This is a genomic window from Cytobacillus sp. FSL W8-0315 (genome assembly GCF_038002905.1).
Taxonomy (GTDB): domain Bacteria; phylum Bacillota; class Bacilli; order Bacillales; family Cytobacillaceae; genus Cytobacillus; species Cytobacillus pseudoceanisediminis.
Map to the genome: position 1 here is coordinate 1888992 of NZ_JBBOOC010000001.1, position 25275 is coordinate 1914266.

29 protein-coding genes are annotated in these 25275 nt (G+C 40.3%); 22 read left to right on the forward strand and 7 right to left on the reverse strand.

The window, feature by feature from the left end; translation table 11 throughout:
* The first annotated feature begins 237 nt into the window (after positions 1–237).
* Positions 238–906, forward strand: a complete 669-nt coding sequence (locus MKY20_RS09535) for a YrrS family protein (RefSeq protein WP_251266927.1) — start codon at positions 238–240, stop codon at positions 904–906.
* Positions 907–934: 28 nt separating this feature from the next.
* On the opposite strand, the gene MKY20_RS09540 is transcribed toward MKY20_RS09535, so the two are convergent.
* Positions 935–1141 carry a YrzA family protein gene (locus tag MKY20_RS09540; RefSeq protein ID WP_009333050.1) on the reverse strand — a complete coding sequence of 69 codons (207 nt, stop codon included), beginning with the start codon at positions 1139–1141 and terminating at the stop codon, positions 935–937.
* A 223-nt stretch (positions 1142–1364) separates the two neighbouring features.
* On the opposite strand from MKY20_RS09540, the gene mtnN reads away from it, so the two are divergent.
* The 4 genes from mtnN (at position 1365) to sigK (ending at position 4597) form a co-directional block, all read left to right on the forward strand.
* Positions 1365–2063: a 5'-methylthioadenosine/S-adenosylhomocysteine nucleosidase gene (mtnN, locus tag MKY20_RS09545; protein ID WP_009333049.1), complete on the forward strand. Its 699-nt coding sequence runs from the start codon at positions 1365–1367 to the stop codon at positions 2061–2063.
* Positions 2064–2294: 231 nt separating this feature from the next.
* Positions 2295–2555, forward strand: a complete 261-nt coding sequence (locus MKY20_RS09550; protein ID WP_009333048.1) for a YrhC family protein — start codon at positions 2295–2297, stop codon at positions 2553–2555.
* A 375-nt stretch (positions 2556–2930) separates the two neighbouring features.
* Complete coding sequence (locus MKY20_RS09555; RefSeq protein ID WP_019382886.1) at positions 2931–3071, forward strand: YrzI family small protein; 141 nt, start codon at positions 2931–2933, stop codon at positions 3069–3071.
* Between the two features lie 806 nt (positions 3072–3877).
* Positions 3878–4597: an RNA polymerase sporulation sigma factor SigK gene (sigK, locus tag MKY20_RS09560; protein WP_009333047.1), complete on the forward strand. Its 720-nt coding sequence runs from the start codon at positions 3878–3880 to the stop codon at positions 4595–4597.
* Between the two features lie 304 nt (positions 4598–4901).
* Here sigK and MKY20_RS09565 read toward each other — a convergent pair whose 3' ends face one another.
* Entirely contained in the window at positions 4902–5867 is a 966-nt protein-coding gene (locus MKY20_RS09565; RefSeq protein ID WP_251266926.1) for a F510_1955 family glycosylhydrolase, read from the reverse strand.
* A gap of 448 nt (positions 5868–6315) precedes the next feature.
* Between MKY20_RS09565 and MKY20_RS09570 the strand changes: the two genes are divergently transcribed.
* Complete coding sequence (locus MKY20_RS09570; protein ID WP_009333045.1) at positions 6316–6471, forward strand: hypothetical protein; 156 nt, start codon at positions 6316–6318, stop codon at positions 6469–6471.
* A 125-nt stretch (positions 6472–6596) separates the two neighbouring features.
* Complete coding sequence (locus MKY20_RS09575) at positions 6597–8393, forward strand: M3 family oligoendopeptidase (RefSeq protein WP_251175131.1); 1797 nt, start codon at positions 6597–6599, stop codon at positions 8391–8393.
* Positions 8394–8434: 41 nt separating this feature from the next.
* Here MKY20_RS09575 and pssA read toward each other — a convergent pair whose 3' ends face one another.
* Positions 8435–8974: a CDP-diacylglycerol--serine O-phosphatidyltransferase gene (pssA, locus tag MKY20_RS09580; protein ID WP_019382881.1), complete on the reverse strand. Its 540-nt coding sequence runs from the start codon at positions 8972–8974 to the stop codon at positions 8435–8437.
* 271 nt (positions 8975–9245) lie between these two features.
* On the opposite strand from pssA, the gene MKY20_RS09585 reads away from it, so the two are divergent.
* On the forward strand, positions 9246–10022 hold the full coding sequence (locus MKY20_RS09585) for a phosphatidylserine decarboxylase (RefSeq protein WP_009333042.1): 777 nt from the start codon (positions 9246–9248) through the stop codon (positions 10020–10022).
* 74 nt (positions 10023–10096) lie between these two features.
* Here the strand turns inward: MKY20_RS09585 and MKY20_RS09590 are convergent, their stop codons facing one another.
* The gene (locus tag MKY20_RS09590; RefSeq protein ID WP_009333041.1) at positions 10097–10237 is read right to left on the reverse strand and encodes a sporulation histidine kinase inhibitor Sda; all 141 of its coding nucleotides are present in this window, start codon (positions 10235–10237) and stop codon (positions 10097–10099) included.
* A gap of 529 nt (positions 10238–10766) precedes the next feature.
* On the opposite strand from MKY20_RS09590, the gene MKY20_RS09595 reads away from it, so the two are divergent.
* From MKY20_RS09595 to MKY20_RS09630, 8 genes are read left to right on the forward strand one after another with little or no spacing between them, the layout of a single operon-like run.
* Positions 10767–11282: a YqeG family HAD IIIA-type phosphatase gene (locus MKY20_RS09595; protein ID WP_009333040.1), complete on the forward strand. Its 516-nt coding sequence runs from the start codon at positions 10767–10769 to the stop codon at positions 11280–11282.
* Positions 11283–11285: 3 nt separating this feature from the next.
* The gene (yqeH, locus tag MKY20_RS09600; RefSeq protein WP_251266925.1) at positions 11286–12392 is read left to right on the forward strand and encodes a ribosome biogenesis GTPase YqeH; all 1107 of its coding nucleotides are present in this window, start codon (positions 11286–11288) and stop codon (positions 12390–12392) included.
* A gap of 47 nt (positions 12393–12439) precedes the next feature.
* Entirely contained in the window at positions 12440–13279 is an 840-nt protein-coding gene (aroE, locus tag MKY20_RS09605; RefSeq protein ID WP_009333038.1) for a shikimate dehydrogenase, read from the forward strand.
* Positions 13273–13563 carry a ribosome assembly RNA-binding protein YhbY gene (gene yhbY, locus MKY20_RS09610; RefSeq protein ID WP_009333037.1) on the forward strand — a complete coding sequence of 97 codons (291 nt, stop codon included), beginning with the start codon at positions 13273–13275 and terminating at the stop codon, positions 13561–13563. The genes aroE and yhbY overlap by 7 nt, the downstream gene beginning before the upstream one ends.
* 40 nt (positions 13564–13603) lie before the next feature.
* Positions 13604–14173, forward strand: coding sequence for a nicotinate-nucleotide adenylyltransferase (locus MKY20_RS09615; RefSeq protein ID WP_217033030.1), 570 nt, complete (start codon positions 13604–13606; stop codon positions 14171–14173).
* The gene (gene yqeK, locus MKY20_RS09620) at positions 14163–14729 is read left to right on the forward strand and encodes a bis(5'-nucleosyl)-tetraphosphatase (symmetrical) YqeK (RefSeq protein ID WP_009333034.1); all 567 of its coding nucleotides are present in this window, start codon (positions 14163–14165) and stop codon (positions 14727–14729) included. The genes MKY20_RS09615 and yqeK overlap by 11 nt, the downstream gene beginning before the upstream one ends.
* 4 nt (positions 14730–14733) lie before the next feature.
* The gene (rsfS, locus tag MKY20_RS09625) at positions 14734–15090 is read left to right on the forward strand and encodes a ribosome silencing factor (protein ID WP_009333033.1); all 357 of its coding nucleotides are present in this window, start codon (positions 14734–14736) and stop codon (positions 15088–15090) included.
* Complete coding sequence (locus tag MKY20_RS09630) at positions 15087–15836, forward strand: class I SAM-dependent DNA methyltransferase (protein ID WP_251266924.1); 750 nt, start codon at positions 15087–15089, stop codon at positions 15834–15836. Before rsfS ends, MKY20_RS09630 begins: the two co-directional genes overlap by 4 nt.
* Before the next feature lie 82 nt (positions 15837–15918).
* On the opposite strand, the gene comER is transcribed toward MKY20_RS09630, so the two are convergent.
* A complete protein-coding gene (gene comER / locus MKY20_RS09635; RefSeq protein ID WP_019382874.1) occupies positions 15919–16743 on the reverse strand; it encodes a late competence protein ComER in 825 nt (274 codons plus the stop codon).
* A gap of 89 nt (positions 16744–16832) precedes the next feature.
* Here comER and MKY20_RS09640 point away from each other — a divergent pair, with 89 nt between their 5' ends.
* The 3 genes from MKY20_RS09640 (at position 16833) to MKY20_RS09650 (ending at position 20549) form a co-directional block, all read left to right on the forward strand.
* On the forward strand, positions 16833–17471 hold the full coding sequence (locus MKY20_RS09640; RefSeq protein ID WP_251266923.1) for a helix-hairpin-helix domain-containing protein: 639 nt from the start codon (positions 16833–16835) through the stop codon (positions 17469–17471).
* A 116-nt stretch (positions 17472–17587) separates the two neighbouring features.
* Positions 17588–18151, forward strand: coding sequence for a ComE operon protein 2 (locus tag MKY20_RS09645; protein WP_009333029.1), 564 nt, complete (start codon positions 17588–17590; stop codon positions 18149–18151).
* Positions 18152–18218: 67 nt separating this feature from the next.
* Positions 18219–20549, forward strand: a complete 2331-nt coding sequence (locus MKY20_RS09650) for a DNA internalization-related competence protein ComEC/Rec2 (RefSeq protein WP_251266922.1) — start codon at positions 18219–18221, stop codon at positions 20547–20549.
* Between the two features lie 136 nt (positions 20550–20685).
* Here the strand turns inward: MKY20_RS09650 and MKY20_RS09655 are convergent, their stop codons facing one another.
* Positions 20686–20820, reverse strand: coding sequence for a YqzM family protein (locus MKY20_RS09655; protein WP_019382872.1), 135 nt, complete (start codon positions 20818–20820; stop codon positions 20686–20688).
* Between the two features lie 357 nt (positions 20821–21177).
* Between MKY20_RS09655 and holA the strand changes: the two genes are divergently transcribed.
* Entirely contained in the window at positions 21178–22215 is a 1038-nt protein-coding gene (gene holA, locus MKY20_RS09660) for a DNA polymerase III subunit delta (protein WP_217025891.1), read from the forward strand.
* A 141-nt stretch (positions 22216–22356) separates the two neighbouring features.
* On the opposite strand, the gene rpsT is transcribed toward holA, so the two are convergent.
* Positions 22357–22623: a 30S ribosomal protein S20 gene (gene rpsT / locus MKY20_RS09665; RefSeq protein WP_341000880.1), complete on the reverse strand. Its 267-nt coding sequence runs from the start codon at positions 22621–22623 to the stop codon at positions 22357–22359.
* A gap of 236 nt (positions 22624–22859) precedes the next feature.
* On the opposite strand from rpsT, the gene gpr reads away from it, so the two are divergent.
* Both gpr and spoIIP read left to right on the forward strand, forming a co-directional pair.
* Positions 22860–23987 (forward strand): GPR endopeptidase, encoded by a 1128-nt coding sequence (gene gpr, locus MKY20_RS09670; protein WP_019382870.1) that lies wholly within the window; start codon positions 22860–22862, stop codon positions 23985–23987.
* 69 nt (positions 23988–24056) lie between these two features.
* Complete coding sequence (gene spoIIP, locus MKY20_RS09675; protein ID WP_009333024.1) at positions 24057–25262, forward strand: stage II sporulation protein P; 1206 nt, start codon at positions 24057–24059, stop codon at positions 25260–25262.
* The last annotated feature ends 13 nt before the right edge of the window (positions 25263–25275 follow it).

Here is a 25275-nt window from a genome sequence, read left to right on the forward strand (position 1 = left end):
TTAGGTTTTAATATTGATTCTATCAACGTATGTAGATTTTATGCATATGCACTGAGTTGATTGGAGCGGAGGGCGCTTTACTCCTGCGGGAAGCTCGCAGCACTCCCCGCGGGTTCGCTGCGGCCTGTAGCGGAAATTAACGGACTGATTTATAAGTAAAAATATATTATATTAGTGTATCAAACAGCACCTTTAGATATTTACTTGTAATCTTGACAGATTTGGGAGGAGAAAGCCTTGAAAGGGAATAGCAGAGAATCCCGTTTTGGAAAACGGGAAAAAAGAAAAAAAACCAATATCATTTTAAATAGTCTTATTGCATTTGTTATCGTCCTAATTATTGTTGTATCAGCCAAAATATTCCTCAGCGGAAATAATGACCAGGCAGTTCCTGCTGATGAACAGACAGCATCTGAATCGAAACAAAATGAGAGCAGCCAGGAAGACCAGGACAATGACATAGAGCAGGATAAGAGTAAAGACAAAGAGAAAGCAGATAAAGAATCTGATAAAGAAGAAAAAGAGGCTGAAGAGAATGAAGCTGAAGATGAGTCTGAGGAAGATAAAGAACAAGTCGTAACAGAAGGCGGAAGCGGGCCTGATGTTGAAAAAACGATTGAAAATCCAGCATGGAAACCAGTCGGCACATCTCAGTCCGGAGAACATACTGCTGTCTACGATCAAAATCATGTGGATTGGCAGGAAATGCTCAGTGCCATTTCATATGCTACAGGTATCGAACAGGGCAATATGACTGTTTGGTTCCTTGGCAATAATGGGCCAAACAGCTCTGTTGGGACAATTTCCACAAAAGATCAAAGCGAAAAGTACCGAGTCTATATTGACTGGGTTGACGGAGAAGGCTGGAAGCCATCCAAAGTGGAAGTTTTAAATGCAATAAATTAATTAGGTAATAAGGACGCCAGCGGCGTCCTTATTTTTTTGCCTTAAAGTGCACCACTGCCGAGTAATACGTTCTCCCATTCTCATCGAGATGCATTTGATGGGAAACGTGATGGACGGTTAAAAGAATTGCTTTATTATGCTCAATTTGTGCATTTATCTTCTTTTCAAGATCTTTTAAAGCAAGAGCCTCAAAGAACTCAACCTTATCTTCTATCAAATCAAACTGAAAATTCATTGTGATTCGCCTTCCCTTCCATACTGTTTTCACTATTTATTTTATGGGGTGCATTTAAGTCTGGCAACTTTCAATTCTGGATAGGTGGCTGTATGGATAGATTATCGAATATGGCAAACATCCCGTCTATGATGGTAGAATAGACTTTGGATATTGCATATGGGCATTCTATTACTGATGAATGCAATCAAAAGCTTAGAAAAATGAGAAAGAGGTTTTATTTATGAAAATAGCTATTATTGGAGCAATGGAAGAGGAAGTAACATTACTTAGAGATAAAATAGAAGAAAAGAGCCAGGAAACGATCGCCGGGTGCGAGTATACAGCAGGGAAAATGAATGGCGCGGAAGTGGTGCTTCTCCGTTCAGGCATAGGCAAAGTAAACGCAGCCATGTCCACAGCTATTCTTTTGGAGAGATATAAGCCGGATTATGTAATTAATACCGGTTCTGCTGGAGGCTTTAATCCTGAACTGAATGTGGGAGATACGGTAATCTCCACGGAAGTTAGGCATCATGATGTAGACGTTACTGCTTTTGGCTACGAATATGGCCAGGTGCCCCAATTGCCGCCTGCTTTTGAAGCAGACAGCAATCTGGTGCAGATCGCTGAAGCGTGTGCAAAGGAAATCGGGGATATCCAGGTTGTCAGAGGGTTAATTGCAACAGGTGATTCCTTCATGAATGATCCTGCAAGAGTTGACTATATCCGTGATAAATTTACAGACTTGCAGGCAGTAGAAATGGAAGCAGCGGCGGTGGCACAGGTTGCCCATCAATTTCAGATTCCTTTTGTTGTCATTCGTGCACTTTCTGATATTGCTGGAAAAGAATCCGATGTTTCATTTGAGCAATTTTTGGAGAAGGCGGCACTTCATTCCGCTACGCTGGTAATGAAGATTGTCGATTCTCTAAAGCAATAATAAAGGATAACGGCGTTTTGGCGGCTTTTCATCATGGGAAGCCGTCTTTTCGTAATATCAGCACCTATATGTTTGCACTTCGATAACTGTCTAGCTTCAGGCGCCTTCTGCTTTTCTAATTTAGATGTTTTTCCCTCGCTTACAATATTTACATCACCTTCACAACTGCCATATATGTTAAAGTAGGATTATAGTCTTTTATAAGATCTATTCCATAGAAGGTGATAATAAATGAAAAATGAAGCAAAGCATTTATTTGAAAAAATGGTGGATTTCAAGCGTTTTGCAATTTCTATGCTTGCTGTCGGATCATTTTTTTACATTGGTTTGATTATCCCTGACACTGCAAACACAGTTTCTGATTTATATATAATGGCTGGATCTTCCTCAGCTTTCCTGTTTGGCTCAATCCTTTTCTTTATCCTTTCAAAACGTTGCCGAAGTAAATTGAATGAAACGGATGAAGGACAGGAATACCTAATGAGGAAATAAATAAAATGAACGTCCGGATTTCCGGGCGTTTTTTTTATTTAATAAAAAAATTAATAAAAATAATCAAAAAAGGTTTACAAACCATATAACTGTGGATATAATTACCAATATAAGTGAAAATATTCTAAAAAGGAGGTCGAATGAAATGATGTTAAAAGCAATTGTATTAGAAGCACAGCTAAATAAATATTTTACAAATTCGACCTACATGGAATGGATCGCTTAGATTTGCTTAATTGACATTACATATCCATGCCGCAGGGAGAATTGTGCCCTGCGGTTTTTTATGCCTTATGGCCAGGCCGCTGGGAGTGTATCTCTTTGCGGCTTTTTTGTGCCTTCAGGCTGGATATGAATAAGGAGGTGGAATATCTAATGACACTAAATATATTATTTTTGACAGTCACAATAAAAAAACGTCAATTATCAGCAGAAGATGTTGTACGCGAACAATTGGCTAAAAAAATTATCGATCAAAACCGAGATCGTCAATTCTCTATTTACCGTCCATTTTAATTTAAGTATAAAAAATTAGGAAAGGTGGTTTGCTAAATGTTTTACATTTTACAAGGACGTCAGGCAATTTTCTGGGTGGAGAAAGATTCCACCTAACAAAGCTGTAACCGGTTAGGAGGTATGGTGCATGTCTTTGCATATTTTAATTTTAACCCTGAAATTCCGTAAAAAAAGGAACTGATCCACTTGATCCGGATTAACAGAATGTTCATATTCCTCTCCTTTTCTGAAGCAGAAACCATGTTACATTAAAGAAAATAAGGAATTTAATAGGGGTGTGAAAGATGTTTTGGATCGTAATGGGATTGGTTGTATGCGGCACTATCGGCTGCATCATATCGGCTGAGGTGAGCGTAGCCGAGTAACTTGGAATAAAAGAAAAAGGACTGACTTTGGGATTGAAAAGTCAGTCCTTTTTGTTTGGGAAAATCCAGAGAAATAATACGATTCCAGAAACTCCAAGCAATATCAGCAAGGTCTTTAAAGAAAAACCTTCGAAAATAAATTTGGCTAGGCTGTCAAGCAGAACAATAAAAAAAACGAGAGCTAAAATGATTCTCTGGGCATTCAAATATCAAGACCTCTTTCTTCCAAAGCTATGTATTGGGAATACCAGCCAAAATTATTTATTACATGAATGATTATATCCTATTACTGTGACGGATAGCTTGTCTAATTGCAGAGAAAATGAAGAATAAAATATTTTCTGAAGAAAATATCTCGATTGGACAGACAAAAACAACTCCATCCATACATAGGAATTAGTTATAGACGTTTTTGAACGCATTCAAAGCGGGGGTGGAACGATGTCCGGTATTTTAACTGCACTCGGGTTTTTGGTTAAGGAGATTGTGTTTCTTGTATCTTATGTAAAAAATAATGCATTTCCTCAACCGCTGTCTCCTGCAGATGAAAAGAAATACCTGCGATTGATGGCTGCAGGCGATGCACATGCCCGTAATATGCTTATTGAACATAATCTAAGGCTGGTCGCCCATATTGTAAAGAAATTCGAAAACACAGGCGAGGATTCTGAAGATCTGATATCAATAGGGACAATCGGACTGATAAAGGCCATTGAGAGCTATTCAGAAGGTAAAGGCACAAAACTTGCCACCTATGCAGCCCGCTGTATTGAAAATGAGATACTGATGCACTTGCGGGCATTGAAGAAGACGAAGAAAGATGTATCCCTTCATGATCCCATCGGGCAGGACAAAGAAGGAAACGAAATATCCCTTATTGACGTTCTTAAGTCGGAATCTGAGGATGTTATTAATACCATACAGTTAAATATGGAGCTGGAAAAAGTGAAGGAGTATATTGATGTTTTAGATGACAGGGAAAAAGAAGTAATTGTGGGTAGGTTCGGGCTTGACCTGCAAAAAGAAAAAACACAAAGAGAAATTGCCAAAGAGCTTGGCATCTCTAGAAGTTACGTCTCCCGTATTGAAAAGAGGGCACTGATGAAAATGTTTCATGAGTTTTATCGGGCGGAAAAAGAAAAAAGGAAAAATAACAGCTAAAGGGACAGTTCAACTGTCCCTTTGGTTTTTGTATAGGAACTATAAAATGGAGCGTTGTGAATAAATCCGCGAAATGTTGTCTGCATCCAGCTCCAGCGCCCGGGTCATAAGCCAAATCACTCCAGAAATCAGGCAAGGAACGCTTCGGCAGAGATGCTTCGCCCGACCACAGCTTGCTTTGGGAGGTTTCCTGCGTGAAGTCTTATGCCTGTTGGACTTGCACAGGATGTACAGACTGCAGCGTTCGCCATTGAACGTGGCGGTTTTAGGTGAAGTTCCTATGATCAAGTAGCTTTCGTTTTGGTTATTCTATTCTTCCGTTTTTTAACAAAAGCTGCCAATTTTCACCGCTGTCTGCTGATTCATATAAATCTTTGAGATACGTTGAAACTGCAAGTGTTCCGCTAGATTTATTATCGGCAGCAATGTATGTAATAGGGTTGTCATAGCTGAGAAAAGGGATTTTAATATGTGAGTTTTCCATCGTTTCAAGATCGATTTTACTCATTTGCACCTTTTCCTGATCTGCATACGCATAGTACAAGCTATTTTCCGTGAAGGTGAGTGCTGTAGCCATGATTGGATCAGATACTAATTTTACATTTTCACCTCTATCCTCTGAGAAGAAGATGCCGCTTCTTGTGGACATAGCCATGATTTCCGGATCAGTTGGATGTGCCGCGATCATACCAAGTGTGTCACCCTCAAGCCCATTTAAGCTGACTGGCTCCCATGTTTTGCCTGCGTCCTGAGAGCGGTAAACACCTGCCTCAAGCTCTTCGGTTTTTTCCTGGTTGATCATGTAGATTATATTTGTATCATAGCCGGCAGCTAAAAAAGGAAAGGAACTTGTTCCGCTAAAAGCCAGGTCTTTAAAAGAAGCTCCTTTATCAGTGCTTTTCACAATACCAAGAGGGTTTTTTATGACGGAGTTCTTATCAGGCTGGCCGCTGACAATAAATCCATCTTTGACTGCCTGAAAACCCATGTAGTCATGGTTAAGGGAAGTGGCCTCATGCCAAGTGCCATCTTTATAAAACTTTAAGCCATCGCTGGACGATAGGTAGAGTGCAGTATCATTTCCCGGGTATCCAATTCCTTGAATATGCTCGATTTGCTGAGCTGATGCCTCAATAATAGTATAGTCAGCCTCATCTGAAGTTTTACTTGATGGTTCATCAGCAGTTTTTTTACTTTGCTCTTTCTCAGCAGAACAGCCAGCTGCGAACAATAACAGGAGAACTGCCAAAATCATTCTGCCTTGTTTCATTGATTTCACTCCAATTCATATCAGTTTAACGGATATTATGATTATCGATGTCATTATATAGTATTTCAGCGTAAAATAAAAAACCCTTGCCTATGGAAGGGTTCAGATAAATAGCTCCCTATAAAGAGTGAAGAAAAAACTTATTCCGTTCCTCTTTTTTAAAATCGGAAAGGTGCTTAGTTACTTTGCCGGATCCTTTGCAGACAGGGCAGGTTTTCTTTATGAATTTATATGCTGTAATATTGCCTGTACCTTTGCATTTTTTACAGATTGAGATAATTTTCATTTAACACTCCTCCCATAAAATTCCTTCTAGTATATCCTATGAACCATTCTAAGAGAGGTGCTGGGAACATACCGATTTTCACCGGGATTTTAGTGTAAAAGCCTAATCGCTGGTCCATAAATTACATATCTTAGTAATAGAAGGCGAAGGGAGGTAAAGGTTATGCCTTATGGTTATGGCGGTTATCCCGTTCCCCCTCCTTATCCATGCGGTTATTATGGAGGCGGAGGATTCTGGCTGGCCCTCGTAGTTGTACTGCTGATCCTGCTGCTTGTTTTTGGAGGATTTGCATACTATGGCGGCGGCTATTTCAGGTAGAGATATAACCAGAAGTTGGCTCATACCAATGGTATGGGCTTCTTTTATATAGGATATTTTATAGAAATTTCGGAAAAATCGCGGTATAATATTTCTGTAATCGAAATTTTTTATGGGGGGATCATATGACTGTAACAGCCTATTCGTCAGTTTGGGATTTGGATGTCTTTTTTAAGGGTGGAAGCGACTCAGCAGAATTTGATCAGCATTTACTGGAAACAAGAAAGCATATTGATTCATTTTTTAATCAAATACATAACTGGGAGCCTGCTAATTCAGCTGCAGATTCAGCTGCAATAAGTGAAATCATTGAGCTTTTCCAGCAGACGGCAAGAAAAGTGCGTCAGGCTGGTGCTTTTGTGAGCTGTCTTCAGGCCCAAAATACCGAGGATAAGAAAGCGAAAGATCTTAGAGGGACAACTACGGAACTTAGTGCAGCTTTTCAAAACGCTTTAACGGCATTTGATCAGAAGCTTGCAAGTTTAGATCAAAGTTCATGGGAGCAAATTATAAATGATAAGGATTTAATTGAGCTTTCATTTGTATTAAACGAACGCCGCGAAAATGCCTCAGAAAAACTTTCGCAAGAGGAAGAAACGGTCATTAATGCCCTTGCAGTTGATGGTTACCACGGTTGGGGACAGATGTATGACGTAATAGTAGGAAATATAAAAATTCCTTACACTGAAAATGGCGAGATAAAGCAGCTTTCAGTTGGACAGGCTGCTAATAAGTTTTCAAGTCCTGACAGAAAATTGCGCAAGGAAGTTTTTGATAATTGGGAAAAATCATGGAACAGCCAGTCTGATTATTTATCTAAAACCTTAAATCATTTAGCCGGTTTTAGATTAAATATATATAAACTAAGAGGCTGGAGCGACTTCCTCAAAGAACCTCTGGACTTAAACAGAATGAAAAAAGAAACCCTGGATACCATGTGGAATGTCATTTCAAGAAATAAAGCACCTCTTATTAAATATTTGGAGAGAAAAGCAAAGCTTTTAGGCTTAGAGAAATTAAGCTGGTATGACCTGGATGCCCCGCTCTCCAAGTCAGAAACAAAATTAACTTATCAGCAGGGTGCAGATTTTATTCTTGAGCAGTTTGCTCACTTTGGAGAAGAAATGACAGCCTTTTCTAAAAAAGCGTTTGAAGAAAAATGGATTGAAGCAGAGGATCGTCCAGGAAAGGCGCCAGGCGGTTTCCATACTTACTTCCCTGAAAGCAGTCAATCAAGGATCTTTATGACATACTCAGGGACACCATCCAATGTTTCAACCCTGGCACATGAACTGGGGCATGGATTTCATACATATGCAATGAGGGACCTTCATTTGCTGAATCGAAATTATGCCATGAATGTTGCTGAGACAGCTTCTACTTTCGCAGAAATGATTGTCTCTGATGCAGCAGTGAAAAATGCTGGATCAGAAGAAGAGAAACTGGCGCTTTTAGAAGATAAAGTGCAAAGGTCTGTTGCGCTGCTAATGAATATCCATGCACGATTCCTGTTTGAAACACGATTCTATGAAGAAAGAAAACGAGGAGTTGTAAGTGCGGACCGTCTGAATGAAATCATGACGGATGCCCAAAAAGAAGCTTATGGAAACGCACTTGATGAGTATCATCCATCTTTCTGGGCTTCAAAGCTCCATTTCTTTATTACTGGCGTGCCATTTTATAATTTCCCATATACTTTTGGATATTTGTTCTCGCTGGGAATCTATGCACAGGCTCTTAAAGAAGGAAAAGGGTATGAAGAAAAATATATAGCATTATTAAAGGATACTGCATCGATGACAGTCGAAGATTTAGCTATGAAGCATTTAAATGCAGATTTAACAAAACCTGAGTTCTGGGAAAGTGCCGTTCAATTATGCATGGACGATGTGGAAGAATTCCTGGCATTAACAGAAAATTAATAAAAGCAGAAGCCGCGCTCTTATTATGAGCACGGCTTTTTTTACATTTTTTTCAGCCTGAAAGGACTTATCATTAGAATGGAAAGTGTCAGCATTATAAAGAGAAATAAAGGTGAAGGCCAATATGGAATTGCCAGAAAGCATAAAGTGGCCAGGCAGCCGGCAGCCGTTATCGGCAAGCCTGTAAAATAGCCATTATTGTCACTGATGTTAAAACGGGCTAGCCGCAAAGCTCCACAGCCGATATATAGAGCAGTTAAGAAAGCTCCTGGTGCCCCAAAATCATAAAGGACTCCCATGTATAGGAGCAGTGCAGGAGCAACTCCAAAAGAAATAATATCACTCATGGAATCCAGCTGCTTTCCTAGATCCGATTCAATATTCATTTTTCTCGCTGCCATCCCATCAAAACGGTCAGCAAGAGCTGCGATAAAGATCAGCAGCATACTCAATTTCAAATTATCATTAATAGAAAATAAAATAGCAAAGCACCCTAAGAACAGGTTAGACAGAGTTAAGATATTGGCTGTCTGTGCCTTTAGCTTCTTGATGGTTAAATCAAGAACATCCTGTAAAAACATGTCAAACACTCCTTGCACCTGGGAATCACAGCCTGCAGACTATAAGAAGTTTTTTCTTATGGGCAATGTGTTAAAGTGTACGTTAATTGGGAAAAATCTGGAAGGATAAAAAGAAGCAATCCACAGTATTTCAAGAAAGCCAAAAATAAAAAAAGTGTCAAATCTGAGGAAGTCTATGGCAAACTTAGTTTTATATGTTATATAATAATATTTTATTCTATGCTTTTTATGCCTGTTCGTAAAGAACATATTTTTTTAGGGGGCATGTCGTTTGTTAAAACCTGTATATCGCCTGCTGATTGAATTGACAAATGGAAGATGGACATCCGGGATACTGCAGAAATTTGCAAAATCAAATTTGAGCAGGCGGGTCATTCCGTCATTTTCAAGGGTTTATAATATAAATGAAAGTGAAATGGAAAAAAGCCTGAATGAATATCCAACACTGCATGATTTTTTCATTAGAAGGCTTAAAGAAGGTGCAAGAGTTACAGATCTGAGCCCTAACTCGGCAGTCAGTCCTGTAGATGCTGTTATCGAAGATGTTGGTAGTATCCGGAAGGACCGTGTTATTACAGTAAAAGGAAAAAACTATTCCATCTCTGAGATGCTGGGTGAAGATAAAGCAGGAAAATATGCAGGCGGCACTTATATGATCTTTTATTTAAGTCCGAGCCACTATCATAGGATACACAGCCCGGTCACTGGAAAAGTAGCAGATCAATGGATTCTTGGGCTGAAGTCTTATCCGGTCAACAAATGGGGATTAAAATATGGTAGAGATACACTTTCCAAAAATTATCGGAGCATAACTGAGGTGAGGCATGGAGATGCAGCAATCGCGATTGTGAAGGTTGGCGCTATGTTTGTAAATTCCATTGAACTTATACATGAAGGGGATCAGCTTGAAAAAGGAAAGGAAATGGCCTATTTTACGTTTGGCTCTACTGTCATTCTCCTGTTTGAGCAAGGGAAATTCGAACTTGAAAAGTCAATCAGGACTCCTGCTCACATTAAAGTAGGGGAGCGGATTGGGACGCTATTGTGAATGTTTGGGCCGCTTATTTCAGTTTTTAATGAATATGGAGAATAAAAAAAGCCCTATTAAGGGCTTGTCCATTTTTAAGAAGTAACTTTTATTCTGTTTGATAGTGAGCGACGGTGGATTTCTGTTTCGATTAAACGAATGAAGTCTTTGCTAAGCTGCAGTTCCTTTGCTTTATAATATGATTCGATTAGTAAATCATCTGACAGTTTACGCATTCCTGTCCCACCTCCAGGCACTTGATATTTCAGTTCTAAAAGAATTATTTTATACATATAATGTAAGATTTTATGTTGTACCCCTACTCTAGCAAAATTAAACGATTAGAACAACTGTTCTCTTATCCACAGGAAACAGTGGATAACCTGTGATTATTTTGTTTATAAAAAGGGAAAAAGTATAAAAATCATATTGGATTATGTGCATAAAGTTATCCACAGGGTTGAAGGGCAGTTGTTTTTTGTCGAAAAATTTTTATTATAAGGATAAATAATATCTATTCCATGGAAATTTACTGAGCTTTGAGTGTCTTTCCCCATTTTGTGGAATCGTATAAAATAGAACAGCTGGATTGTATCCTCCGGTTTTTATTTTGAAAGAGCAGATGAAATTGGGTATGATGAAATCGGTGTTTTTCAATAGTGAAAACACTGCTGAAACTAATTATTATTAAAGCCCGAGCGGTATTTGAGGATTCAGAAACAATATTGTTGGACCATAAGAATTTATGATTGAGGTGTAAATATAGTGTTAAAGCATTTTTTGCCTGATCAGCATGTTAAAAGTATATTTGAAATTACTCCCCACAGTTTACAGGAAAAAGGAGTTAAAGGAATTATCACGGACCTGGATAATACACTAGTCGAATGGGACAGGCCAAATGCAACACCGAAGCTGATTAGCTGGTTTGAAGAAATGAAGCAAAGTAACATCAAGGTTACCATTGTCTCAAATAATAATGAAAATCGGGTTAAGGCTTTTTCCCACCCCCTCGATATTCCATTTATCTACCAGGCAAGAAAGCCAATGGGCAGGGCCTTCCGAAGAGCCCTATCAGAGATGGGGCTGAGAAAAGAAGAAACAGTTGTGATTGGTGATCAATTGCTGACTGACGTCCTGGGGGGAAACAGAAGCGGCTTCCATACTATTTTGGTCGTGCCTGTCGCTCAGACTGACGGATTTTTTACAAAATTTAACCGGCTTGTGGAAAGACGAATATTAAATTGGTTCAGAAAAAAGGGAATGATTCAGTGGGAGGATTAAGAAGTGAGTGAAGAACAATTTGTTTGCATAGGCTGTGGAGTAAAAGTTCAAACAGAAAATCCTGATGAGCTGGGCTATGCTCCTCATTCAGCTCTGCAGAAGGAAACGATTATTTGCCAGCGCTGTTTTAGGCTGAAACATTATAATGAAGTTCAGGATGTAAGCTTGACGGATGATGATTTTCTTAAGATCCTGAATGAAATTGGACAAAGTGATGCACTTATCGTGAAGATTGTGGACATCTTTGATTTTAACGGGAGCTGGCTTCCTGGGCTCCACCGTTTTGTAGGCAACAATAAAATCCTGCTTGTAGGAAACAAAGTTGACCTTCTTCCAAAGTCGGTGAAAACAAACAAGCTGATTAACTGGATGAAGCAGGAATCAAAACAGTTGGGACTGAAACCGGAAGAAGTCTATCTGGCAAGTGCTGCGAAAGGGTATTCCATTAACGAGATTGCAGCAGCTATCGACCATTACCGGGAAGGAAAAGACGTGTATGTAGTAGGGTGTACAAATGTAGGTAAATCCACATTCATCAATCGTATATTAAAGGAAGTAACAGGTGAGGGCGATGTCATCACAACTTCCCACTTTCCTGGCACAACCCTTGATATTATCGAAATACCTTTATCTGACGGAAAAGCTTTAGTAGATACGCCAGGTATAATAAACCATCATCAAATGGCCCATTATGTAGATAAAAGGGACTTAAAGGTTATAACACCTAAAAAGGAAATAAAGACTAAGGTTTACCAGCTGAACGAAGCGCAGACCCTGTTCTTTGGCGGACTGGCAAGATTTGATTACATTGCCGGGGGCCGACGTTCATTTGTTTGCCATTTCTCCAATGAACTAACTATTCACCGCACCAAAACTGAAAAGGCCGATGAGCTGTATCGGAATCATGCGGGAGAGATGCTCACACCGCCAAGGGAAGAACAAATGGAAACCTTCCCGGAGCTTGTGAAACATGAATTCACAATAAAAGAACCAAAAACAGATATAGTATTTTCAGGGCTTGGCTGGATTACAGTAAATGAAGGCGGGGCCAAGGTAGCTGCATATGTTCCTAAAGGTGTCCATGCCATGATAAGGAAGTCTTTAATTTAGGCTGTGAACCTGCAGCTGCTTACGCTTTTCAAAAGGGGTGAGGAATTTTGAAAAAGCTGTTTGGGGTGATTGGGGATCCGATTTCCCATTCAATGTCCCCCGCTATGCACAATGATCTATTTGCCGCTTACAGTCTTGATGCACATTATCAGGCATTCCATATATCAAGGGAAAATCTGACGGATGCTATTATAGGGTTCAGGGCAATGGGCATTGCGGGATTTAATGTTACAGTACCGCATAAGGAGGCTATCATCCCTCTTTTAGATGAACTGGATCCCCTGGCAGAGGCTATTGGAGCAGTTAATACAGTAGTCAATCAGACCGGAAAGCTAATAGGCTATAATACGGATGGGAGCGGGTATGTAAAAGGCCTGCTGAATCAAAAACAATCAATTAAAGACAAAAAAGTGCTCATAGTGGGGGCGGGCGGAGCTGCAAGAGCCATTTATTTTACAATTGCCAAAGAAGGTCCTGAGCTTCTGGATATTTGCAATCGGACTCCAAAGAGGGCGGAACAAATTATAAATGATTGCCCTTTCCGTGTCCCGGCGCGAGTGCTGAGCAGACCGGACGCAGAGGGAAGCCTCGAGACATACGATCTAATAGTTCAGACTACATCGATAGGGATGCATCCGGAAATTGGCCAAAGCCCGCTTTCAGTACATAAGCTTAAGCCTGGAGCCTTTGTCAGTGATATCATATACAACCCGCTCGAAACAAAGCTTCTGACTGAGGCTGCTGAAAAGGGTGCGGGAATTCAGAATGGAATCGATATGTTTGTATATCAGGGTGCACTTGCTTTCGAGATGTGGACTGGTATTGGACCTGACATTGAAAGAATGAGACATAAAGTTTTAAATCAGCTGGGAGGATTATCATGCTAACAGGAAAGCAAAAACGTTTTTTACGATCAAAAGCCCACCATTTAAACCCGATTTTCCAAGTAGGAAAGGGCGGGGTAAATGAAAATATGATTAAACAAGTTGGAGAAGCACTGGAAGCCCGTGAATTATTAAAGGTTTCAGTCCTTCAAAACTGTGAAGAAGACAGGGATACGGTGGCGCAGCAGCTGTCAAAAGGTACAAAGGCTGATGTTGTACAAATCATCGGGAATATAATTGTTTTATATAAAGAATCGAAAGAAAACAAACAAATCGACTTGCCGTAAATTTCTTCAGCATAAAACTGGAAAGCATGGAGGAGTGTAAATGGAAAAGGTAGGCATACTTGGAGGGACCTTTAATCCGCCTCATTTAGGCCATCTCATTATCGCGAATGAGGTAATGTCTTCTCATGGTTTGGATGAAATCTGGTTTATGCCGAACCATGAACCTCCCCATAAAAAGCGGTCTGATAATGTAAGCAGCGGTGATCGTACAGAAATGCTGAAACTGGCATTGCAGAGCCATCCCGGCTTTAAATTGCAATTGATTGAGCTGGAGCGCGATGGTCCTTCATTTACCTACGATACAATCAGGATTTTGAAGGAAAACTATCCTCAAAAGCAATTTTATTTTATTATTGGAGCTGACATGGTTGAGTATCTGCCCAAGTGGCATAACATTGACAAACTTCTTGAATTGATTACCTTTATAGGAGTGAGGCGGCCATCTTACAATCTGCAGACTCCGTATCCGATTCTTTATGCTGACGTTCCTGAAATGGGGATATCCTCGAGTATGATCAGAAGCCGTGTAAAGGAAGGCGGAACTATTCGCTATCTGGTACCGGATGCTATACGGAGTTATATAAAGGAGAATCATTTATATGAATCGTGAACAGGCTCTTGCAATTGTAAAGGAACAGCTGACTGAACATCGCTACCTTCATACAGTAGGAGTGATGGAAACAGCCATTAACCTTGCAGCGAAATATGGTGCTGATACAAAGAAAGCGGAACTGGCGGCTATTTTTCATGATTATGCTAAGTTTCGTCCTAAGGAAGAGATGAGGGAAATTATCATTAAGGAAGGAATGCCAAGTGAGCTTTTGGAGTACAATAGTGAACTTTGGCATGCTCCCGTCGGTGCTTTTCTGACGGAGAAGGAAGCAGGAATTAATGATAAAGAGGTTTTGGATGCTATAAGGTACCATACTTCCGGCAGGCCGGGAATGGTGCTTCTTGAAAAGATCATATATCTTGCGGATTATATTGAACCTGGAAGGCACTTTCCAGGTGTTGGTGAAGTGCGTGATTTAGCGGAGACAAATCTGAACAAAGCCTTAATCAAGGCCGTCCAAAATACCATCATGTTTTTAATGAAAAAAGGGCAGCCGGTTTTTCCAGCGTCCTTTCAAACCTATAATGACCTTGTAATGAATAAGGAGGACTGATTAGATGAATGAAAATACATTGCTGATGACAGCAGTTAAAGCAGCAGACGATAAACGGGCAGAAGATATAACAGTACTTAATATGAAAGGCATTTCTCTGATTTCGGACTACTTTGTAATTTGCCACGGCAACTCAGATAAACAAGTGCAGGCCATTGCTCGGGAAATGAAAGAAAAATCTGAAGAACACGGGTTTGCTGTTAAAAGGATGGAAGGTTTTGATGAAGCAAGGTGGATTCTAGTCGATATGGGTGATATAGTTGCTCATATTTTCCATAAGGATGAAAGAAGCTACTATAATCTGGAAAGACTTTGGGGCGATGCACCGGTCGAGAACGTTCAGGGCATGCTTAACCAATGAGCTACGGAAAGTTCGCTTATCTCTATGACAGGCTAATGGAAGATGTTCCTTATGACAGCTGGATTAAATTGATCAATGAAAAGCATGCGGAATTTAATGTGCCCGGAAAAAAACTGCTGGACCTTGCCTGCGGCACAGGCCAGCTTTCTATAAGGCTAAGTAAACAGGGGTATGATGTTACTGGTGTGGACTTATCAGAGGATATGCTGGCTGTTGCACAGGCAAAGGCAGAACAGAACGGTCTGCAAATCCCCTTTTACCTGCAAAACATGGCTGAACTTGAAGGATTCAGTGAATTTGACATTATTGGCATTTTTTGTGATTCTTTAAATTATCTGAAGACGGAATCAGAGGTGAAGGACACCTTCATGAGGGCCCACGCCCATTTGAAAAGGGATGGTCTTTTTATATTTGATGTTCACTCCATTTATAAAATCATGCAGATATTTATGAACCAGACATTTGCTGAAAATGATGAGGAAATTTCATATATCTGGCACAGCTATCAGGGTGAATATCCTAATTCTGTGGAGCATGATCTTTCATTTTTTGTCCTGGAAGAAGAAACCGGAAAGTATGACCGCTATGACGAACTTCACTTCCAGCGTACGTATCCTATTGATCAATATGAAAATTGGCTTAGAGAATGCGGATTTGAACTGCTAGACATTTCAGCAGATTTTGAAGAGGGCCCTCCAGGCAGTCAGGCTGAACGAATCATTTTTATTGCAAAGAAAAGGAACTAATATATATTACAGCCGGACTGTGAAGCAATCCGGCTGTTTTTTTTTAGAAAAAAGAAGGATTATTTCCATTAACATCGAATAGCTAATGGAGAGAATACTGTTTCTTTACCTCAATAAGATCTTCGTCATACTTGGAATGTGTTGCCTGGAATAAGTGCTCAAATACTGTGCCAAGCTCGCTTTCAAGAATCTTAATTCCCTCTCCTGTAATTCCTCCTTTGACGCATACCTTCTCCTGTAATGTCGGCAATGTATAAAATCCCTTTTTCAGTAAATCCCCAAGTCCGATCAGCATCTCTCCTGCAAGCTTTGTGGCTGTTTCTTTATCAATCTCCGTTTCTGCAACTGCCGCGTTGATGAAGCGCTGTGTCAAATAGCTGAAAAAGGCAGGTCCGCAGCTGACAATATCTGAAGAAACCCGTGTAATATTTTCCTCGATAAAGACAGGTGTGGAGATGCTTTCAAAAAGCTTATGAAGTATCCCTTTCCAATGCTCGCTGCACTGTTCACCGAATGATAAAAGCGAAACCCCCGATAAGGCCCGATTTGTTATGCTTGGAATCGCCCTGGCTGCTGAACAGGGCAGAATAGATTCAAGCTGTTTTACACTAATAGGGCTGGTTATTGAAACTACACATTTATCTTTTGACAGGGACGGCAAAATATCCTGAACGACATTATACACATCATGAGGCTTTACACAAATGAAGATAAGTGAAGAACGATGTGCGGCCTCTCTTGCGTTATTTACCACTGTAATATCCGGATGAGTTTCCTTTATATCCATCGCTTTTGCCGCTGTCCGATTGGTAATTGTCATGGAGGATGGGGAAACGGTTCCGCCATCGAGGAAAGCCTCGGTCAGTATTCTCCCCATGTTACCTGTGCCAATTATACCGATTTTCATTGCTTTATCCCTCCTTCAAAAGCAAGCTCTCTCATATAACGATATGTATCAAAAACACATTTATTCCAAAAAGAAAGGATTGATCCTTAATGGCTCAATGGATAAAAACACATAAAATTTACGCTGCAGGAGCCGCCATTGCACTGGCTGCCTTCCTCTATTATTTTTTCATGCCTGTTCAAGAGGCTGAATTATTGCCTGAGATTGAACAGACAGTTCAATTAAATGAAAAGGAAGATGATGATAAAGAAATGGAAACAGAAGGTGATGAACAGGCGGAACAGATGCCACAGCCAATGAAGGCAGATATTAAAGGAGCTGTACAAAAGCCGGGAGTATACGAAGCGGCAGAAGGTGACAGGGTGATAGACCTTCTGGAAAAAGCAGGCGGACTGACAGATAAAGCAGATGGAACTAAAATCAATTTTGCCCTCAATATTACGGATGAAATGGTCATATATGTTCCAGAAAAGGGTGAAATTCTCGAGGAGGCCACGGTCGAAGATGGAAAGGCGAGAGGCCAGCAGGATAATGGAAAGATAAATTTAAACCAAGCCAATGAATCAGAACTGCAGATGCTGCCGGGAATCGGCCCATCTAAGGCCGCAGCCATAATTGAACACCGCGAGACAAATGGACCCTTTAAGGATGTTGCAGACTTGAAATTAATATCAGGGATAGGAGAGAAAACCTTTGAAAAACTCAAAGAACATATTAGTGTAAAATAATTTCATTCCATTGACCTTAGCGAGCATGAGGCTTACACTTATTTAGAGAAAAAGCTATGTTTTTGAATTAAGGGCATATACGCCTGTGCAAAAGACGGAAGGGGAGAGACTGCAAGATGGATCGGATTTCCTGGAACCAATATTTTATGGCGCAAAGCCATTTGCTTGCTTTGAGGAGCACTTGTACAAGGCTTGCGGTAGGCGCAACCATTGTAAGGGATAAGAGGATCATTGCCGGAGGCTATAATGGATCGATTGCGGGCGGTGAACATTGTATTGATGAAGGCTGCTATGTTATTGATAACCATTGTGTCAGAACCATTCATGCGGAAATGAATGCGATTTTGCAGTGTGCAAAATTCGGGGTACCTACAACTGATGCGGAAATATATGTAACTCATTTTCCATGCCTCCAATGCTGCAAAGCGATCATACAGGCGGGAATTAAAACTGTTTATTACGCACAGGATTATAAAAATCACCCATATGGAATTGAGCTCTTTGAAAAGGCTGGAGTGAAAACAGTACAGGTAATAGCAGAAAAAGTGTCCTTTGATGACAGCAAACAAGAAAAACATGATTTTATAGAAGAATTAATAAATGAGCTTGAAAAAAGCGGAAAAGATAGGGACTTGGTGAAAAGCTATAAAGAAACAAAGGACAAGCTTTTCGAGAAATAAAACATTCAAGGAGTAACACCTGAAATGAAGGTCTTACTCCTTCTAAAAAAATAAAGGAGCAAATGATATGAAAGGCAGATGGATCTATGCGGCTGCTGCCTCATTGCTGGGAATTTTGACATCTTTTTTTCATCCGGCTATTGCTATCGTTATTTTTCTTCTGACATTTTTCCTCTTAAAAAGAAATATTTTATCATCCTATAACGCTGCCATTATGATAGTGATTTTCCTTGCCTTTATCATGCGCAGTGAATTTGCATCCGAACACAATAGGACAAGCCTTTCCGGAAATGAGAGCGAGTTCGAAGTAACAATGAAAGAATCTGCAAAAATAGATGGAGATCTTCTTACAGTCTTCATTGAATTAGCAGATAAACAAGAAAAGCTGGCAGCCAGGTATAAAATTAAATCCGAAGCAGAAAAAAAGACCCTTACAGACAACCTGGGAACAGGTATGACATGCCGGGTAAATGGCACCTTACAGCCCCCTCCAACATCCACCAATCCTAATTCCTTCAGCTATCAGGAATATCTAAACCACAACAGCATCTTTTGGATACTCGAAATGGAACAGTTAAACCTCTCTGATTGCAGTTACCGTAAAAGCAGCCTTGTATTAACCATTTTAAAAATAAGAGAAACGGGAATTAATTATCTCCTGGACCATTTTCCTGAACAATCAGCTCCACTGGCTATTGCCCTTATATTCGGCGAACGTAATTTTATTGATCAGGCTACTATTGCTTCTTATCAGAAAATCGGAATTATCCATTTGCTTGCGATATCCGGCCTTCATGTAGGTATGCTTGCTGGGATGTTCTTTCTTGCTGGTGTACGTGCCGGAATCACCAGAGAAAAAATGACCAGCATCTTATTATTGGTTTTGCCTTTATATGCCATCCTGACAGGGGCAGCACCATCTGTTCTGCGGGCTGTGTTTATGATGCTTGTGGTTTTGCTCGCAAAGAAGCTGAAGGCACCTATTCAATTAGCTGATGTTATCTCTATTGTGTTTATTGGCTACCTTTTTATCTCTCCTTATATCATCTATAATGCCGGGTTTCAGCTGTCGTTTGCTGTCGCCCTATCGCTTATTCTCTCAGCTCCCATCATCCTCAAAAGATTTTCTGAATCATACGCTGCTATCCTGGCAGTTTCTTTTGTTTGCCAGATGGCTGCCATTCCGATCCTTCTGTGGCATTTTTATGAGGTGTCGATTATTTCCATAATTGCCAATCTGATTTTTGTGCCTTTATATTCTTCCATAATCCTTCCGGTGGTGTTGATTCTCTTCATTTTTGATTTATTAACAGGGGGGAAAGCAGTTTTATTGCTCAATGTATTTGAAAGACTTATCAGTTTTCTAAATTGGATTGCTGAATTGCTTTCGGCTATTCCTAACTCGACCCTTGTTCTTGGCAGGCCATCCCTGATTATGCTGATCGTCTATCTGCTCCTGATTCCCGCATTCTTTGCAGGCTGGGAAAGGTCAAAAAATAAAAAGGCTCTTATCAGGAGCGGTGTGCTTCCAATCCTTGCCATGCTAATTCAGTACTGGTCGAATGTGTTTACTCCTGCAGGTGAAATTACATTTATAGATGTTGGACAGGGTGACAGCATTCTGATAAAGCTTCCATATGGAAGAGGGAATTATCTGATAGATGCAGGAGGCACGCTTATGTTTGACACTGAGGATTGGAGGATGAGAAGTGATCCTTATGAAACAGGAAAGGATACGGTAGTGCCTTTTCTGAAAAGCAAAGGGATCAGTAAAATAGATAAGTTTTTTTTGACTCACGGGGATATGGATCATATTGGAGGAGCATCAGCTGTGATTAGGGAAATGAGGGTAAAGTCTGTTGTGTTTTCACAGGAAGCGGAAATTTCAGAGGCTGAAAAGGATTTGATTGTTCAGGCTAAATTTAAAAAAAGCAATATTGTATTCACTAAAGCTGGAGATAACTGGTCAAAAGGAGATTCCGTATTTCAAGTTTTGTCTCCATTTGGAGATCGGATGGGGGACGTGTATACAGGGAAAAATGATAGCTCTATTGTCCTTTTTGCCAAAGTGGGTGGCCTTAACTGGCTGTTTACCGGAGATTTGGAGGAAACGGGGGAAAGTGAGTTTATAAAAGCTTATCCCAATTTGAAAATTGATGTTTTAAAGATTGCACATCATGGAAGCAAAACCTCCACAACAGAATCATTTCTGGCTGCTGTTAAGCCGAGAATTGCCGTTATTTCTGCAGGCAGAAACAACAGGTATGGGCATCCTCATAATGATGTAATGGGCAGGCTTAAAGACATTAATGTGCATGTTCTGAGAACCGATAAGCAAGGGGCGGTTAACTATGTTTTTAAAGGAAATTCAGGAACCTTTTCCGTTCAGCTTCCATAGTATATGTTAGAAATGCTTCAGCTCCCTTTCCATACTCTCAATGCCTATTATCACTTACAGCCACAAAAAAAAAGAGACTGCTGAGGCAGCCTCGATGTGTCAGAGGTATGACACAATTACTTACTTTATGTAGCCATTAAGCTCCTAAAAATTTAATGACTGTTGCAATAACAAATAACGTTGCGAAGAAACCGAATGATACGATGAATCCTACTCCAGAGTCGATGGCATCATTACGTTTGCTTTGGACGTTCTTTTCAAATTCGTTCACAGTCTACCCCTCCTATTTCCTTATATAGTATAAGTCATTCAAATAAAAAAATCTAGAGTTCCCCTGCCCTTTTCCTGCAATAGCAGGAGTTGTCACAAATATGCCGGCACATCAAGGGGAAAATAATAGAACAAAGGTGCACCGCAGCTTCCTGAGTATCCCGGGCCTCAGGAGGCAGCGTTCTATATAGATTGGAAATTGGCGTTCTTCTGGGCGCCAATTTCTTATGTCTTGTCAAATTGGCATTGGTTCTTTAGGATATATAGTGAACATGCAATCAGCGGGATAGGGGCTTTATCCCTGCCCGTTAGACTGCAATAAAGTGAATATAATGTAAGGCGAACGGAGAGAAAGAAATTGGTTTTTGATATTTGGAAGCAGATAAAAGCAAAAAGTTTTGCTCCTATTTACTTATTATATGGAACAGAACCTTATCTTATAAACGAAACGAAGCAGCTTCTGATCAACAATGTGCTAAGCGAAGATGAAGCTGATTTTAATTTATCCTCTTATGACCTTGAGGAAACCCCAATCGATACAGCCCTTGAAGATGCGGAGACATTTCCGTTTATGGGGGAAAGAAGACTGATCTTTTTACATAACCCAGTTTTTTTAACATCAGAAAAATCGAAGGCTAAACAGGAGCATAATCTGTCAAAGCTGGAAGCCTATATGAAAGAGCCTGCCCCGTATTCAGTGGTGGTATTTTCCTCAACTGCAGAAAAGCTGGATGACCGGAAAAAAATAACTAAACAATTGAAAAAAACGGCTGCAATCCTTGAAGCAAAGAAACTAAATGAAGGAGAATTGAAAGCCTGGATCAGGGAACGCGCAGCACTTAATGGCGTGCAGATTGATGAATCGGCAGTTGAGCTAATATTGACATTGGCAGGCACCAACCTATTTATCTTGACAAACGAGATCGATAAATTAGCTTTATATGCGAATGACACGAAGCGAATCGATGAACAAATGGCAGAGAAAATGGTATCAAGGTCATTGGAGCAAAACATTTTTTCCCTTGTAGACAAAGTTGTTCACCGCAAAATAGAAGAAGCCCTGAGAATTTATTATGATTTATTAAAGCAAAATGAAGAACCCATTAAGATTTTATCTGTTATTACAGGGCAGTTCAGATTGATTTATCAGGTGAAGGAGCTTGCGAGAAGAGGCTACGGCCAGCAGCAGATTGCCGGCTACTTAAAGATTCATCCTTTCCGGGTGAAACTTGCAGCTGGACAGGCGCAGATGTTTGCAGACGAAGAACTTGCAGCGATTATAAGCTTGCTTGCTGATGCAGATTACCAAATGAAAACTGGAGGCATGAATAAAACCATGCTGATTGAAATGTTCCTGTTTCGTCTGCAAAGTCAGGCTCTCAGAAAAAATCCATAAAGAAATAACGTTTCTGCCTCCGGCACCTTGAGTGTTGAGACAAAATTAGTAATTCTGATTACGTAAAAAAGCGGTCCAACTGGACCGCTTTTTTACGTAAAATAAAAGGCTATCCCTTAAGATAGCCGATATCTTCAAACATTAAGCGTTTAAAGAGTTCATTTTTTTCATTAAACGAGACTTTTTACGGCCAGCAGCATTTTTGTGGATAAGACCTTTTGCAGCAGCTTTGTCTAGTTTACGAGCAGCATCAGCGAAAGATTCAGTTGCAGCAGCAGCATCGTTGTTTACGACTGCAGCATCAACCTTCTTTACAGCTGTACGCATTGCTGATTTAACTGTAGCGTTATGAGCGTTGCGAGCTTCGCTAGTTTTAACACGCTTAATAGCAGATTTAATGTTTGGCATTCCATTCACCTCCTGAAAAAGCATCGAGATTCTATAACTCGACATTCACATTCATTAACAATAATTAAGAACAAGTGATATTTTATCAAACACGGGGGCATAATGCAATACTCTGTAATCAAAATTGCTGGAGGCGATTCTGCATGTTTTTGGACTTTAAAGGCAATGATAGTATATATCCGAATTTTAGTATAATGTGTGTTATTTTCCAATAGCTGAGAATGTGAGGGATAAATATGAAGGAATCAATAGATTTAAGCCAATACTCAGTCCGAACGGACCTTGCCATTGAAGCCAGGGAAATGGTTATTTCCGACAGGCAGAAAGACAATATTCATCAGCAGGAGAATCTCTCCCAAATAGAAGGCGTAATAATTAAAGAAAGAGAAGAAAATGATATAAAAATTTCTTTTGTTGAAGTAACAAAAGAAGGTGCAGAGGCATTGGGGAAAAAAGAGGGAAAATATCTGACCCTTGAAGTGACGGGCATACGCCAGCAGGATACGGAGCTGCAGCACAAAGTAGAGTCTGTATTTGCGAGTGAGTTCTCCCAATTTATTAAGCAGCTGGGAATCAATGAAGATGCATCCTGTTTAATTGTCGGTCTGGGCAATTGGAATGTCACTCCCGATGCACTGGGTCCGCAAGTATGTGAAAACTTGCTTATTACAAGGCATCTCTATCAGCTGCAGCCTGAAAGTGTAGAAGAAGGCTATCGGCCAGTAAGTGCTATTTCCCCGGGAGTGATGGGCCTGACCGGGATAGAAACAAGTGACATTATTTATGGCATTGTTGACAAAACAAAGCCCGATTTTGTCATTGCAATCGATGCTCTTGCTTCCCGATCAATTGAAAGAGTGAATTCTACCATTCAAATTTCGGATACAGGGATTCACCCTGGTTCTGGTGTCGGGAATAAGCGAAAAGAAATCAGCAAAGAAACTTTAGGGATACCTGTCATAGCGATTGGCATCCCAACCGTTGTTGATGCTGTGTCCATTACAAGCGATACAATTGATTACATCCTCAAGCATTTCGGTAAGGAAATGAAAGAAGGCGGACGTCCATCGCGTGCCCTGGCTCCTGCAGGAATGACTTTTGGAGAGAAGAAGAAGCTGACAGATGAAGACCTGCCGGAAGAACATCATAGAAAAACCTTCCTTGGCATGATTGGAACCTTGCCTGAAGAGGAGAAGCGGAAGCTTATTTATGAAGTCCTGTCTCCTTTGGGCCACAACCTTATGGTGACTCCAAAGGAAGTGGATGTATTTATTGAAGATATGTCAAATTTAATTGCTAACGGTTTGAACGCAGCACTCCATCAAAAAGTGAATCAGGATAATGCCGGTTTTTATACCAGATAGGAAATAACATGTTCTATCTTTTCTAGCAAAGTCATAACATTTACTAGACTAGCAAGGAGAGGTGGAACAATGAAACCTTTTAAATCGAACGGACTTGTAGTAACCATTCAAGGGACAAGCTTGCTGAAAGCCATAGGCGGATTTTTGCTTTTTCTTTTTATGATATTTTCAATAAGCGGAGCATTAACTTCATTAAAGCCGGAATACAGAATCAGCTCCTCCTCAGTTAATTCTGCCGCGAACAGCCTGACAGGAGAAATGCTTTATCATTTTCTTGGATGGGAAAACCACTCATTTCTCCAGGGGGTTTCTGAAACCAGTTCTCCCCCGGGCATTGCCAATTTGGTTTTTAAGCTATCCACAAATGTCAATTTGGATGATCCCAGAAGCCTTTTGGGAAGGGAGCTTCCATTCTTCTCTATTTATGACAGTAAGATTCTTGTTGCTGGTGAAGGAACGGATTATACAAACATGCCTGTGGAATCTTCTCCTCCTATCGAAGTGCTGATGGCAGAACAGGAAGCAGCCCTGCAAAACACCGAAGGACTTGAGCCTGACGGTGATTCGAAACAATCGAAAACACCGCCGATGTCAACAGGTGATAAAAAACCGGTCTATATTTACTTTTCGCACAATACTGAATCCTATCTTCCTTATTTAAAGGGTGTAACCAATCCTGATGCAGCCTATCATTCCAAAATTAACGTTACTAAGATTGGTGATAAGCTTAAAGAAGAGATGGAGAGCAAAGGAATAGGGACCTTTGTCGACAAAACGGATATCCAGGGGAATTTAAGCAAGAAAGGATTAACGTATGGACGCTCCTATCAGGAATCCAGAGAAGTTGTTCAGGCTGCAATTACGTCCAACCGGGATTTGTCTTACTTAATCGATATTCACCGTGATTCAAAAAGAAAAAAAGATACAACGAAAGAAATAAACGGAGAGTCTTATGCCAAATTAGCTTTCATTATTGGCGGAAATAACCCGAACTATGAAAAGAACTTAAAATTTGCGAAAGAGCTGCATGATAGATTGAACGTTAAGTACAAAGGGTTAAGCAGGGGAATCATGAAAAAAGAAGGTGCAGGGACAAATGGCAACTTCAATCAGGATTTATCGGGAAATGCCATTCTCATTGAATTTGGCGGAGTTGATAATACGTTTGAAGAATTAAACCGTTCGGCAGAAGCAATCGCAGAAGTGTTCAGTGAATATTATTGGCAGGCCGAGGAAGTAAATTCATCAGCTGGCGGTGAATCTGAAAAGAAATAGTATTAGGATGATG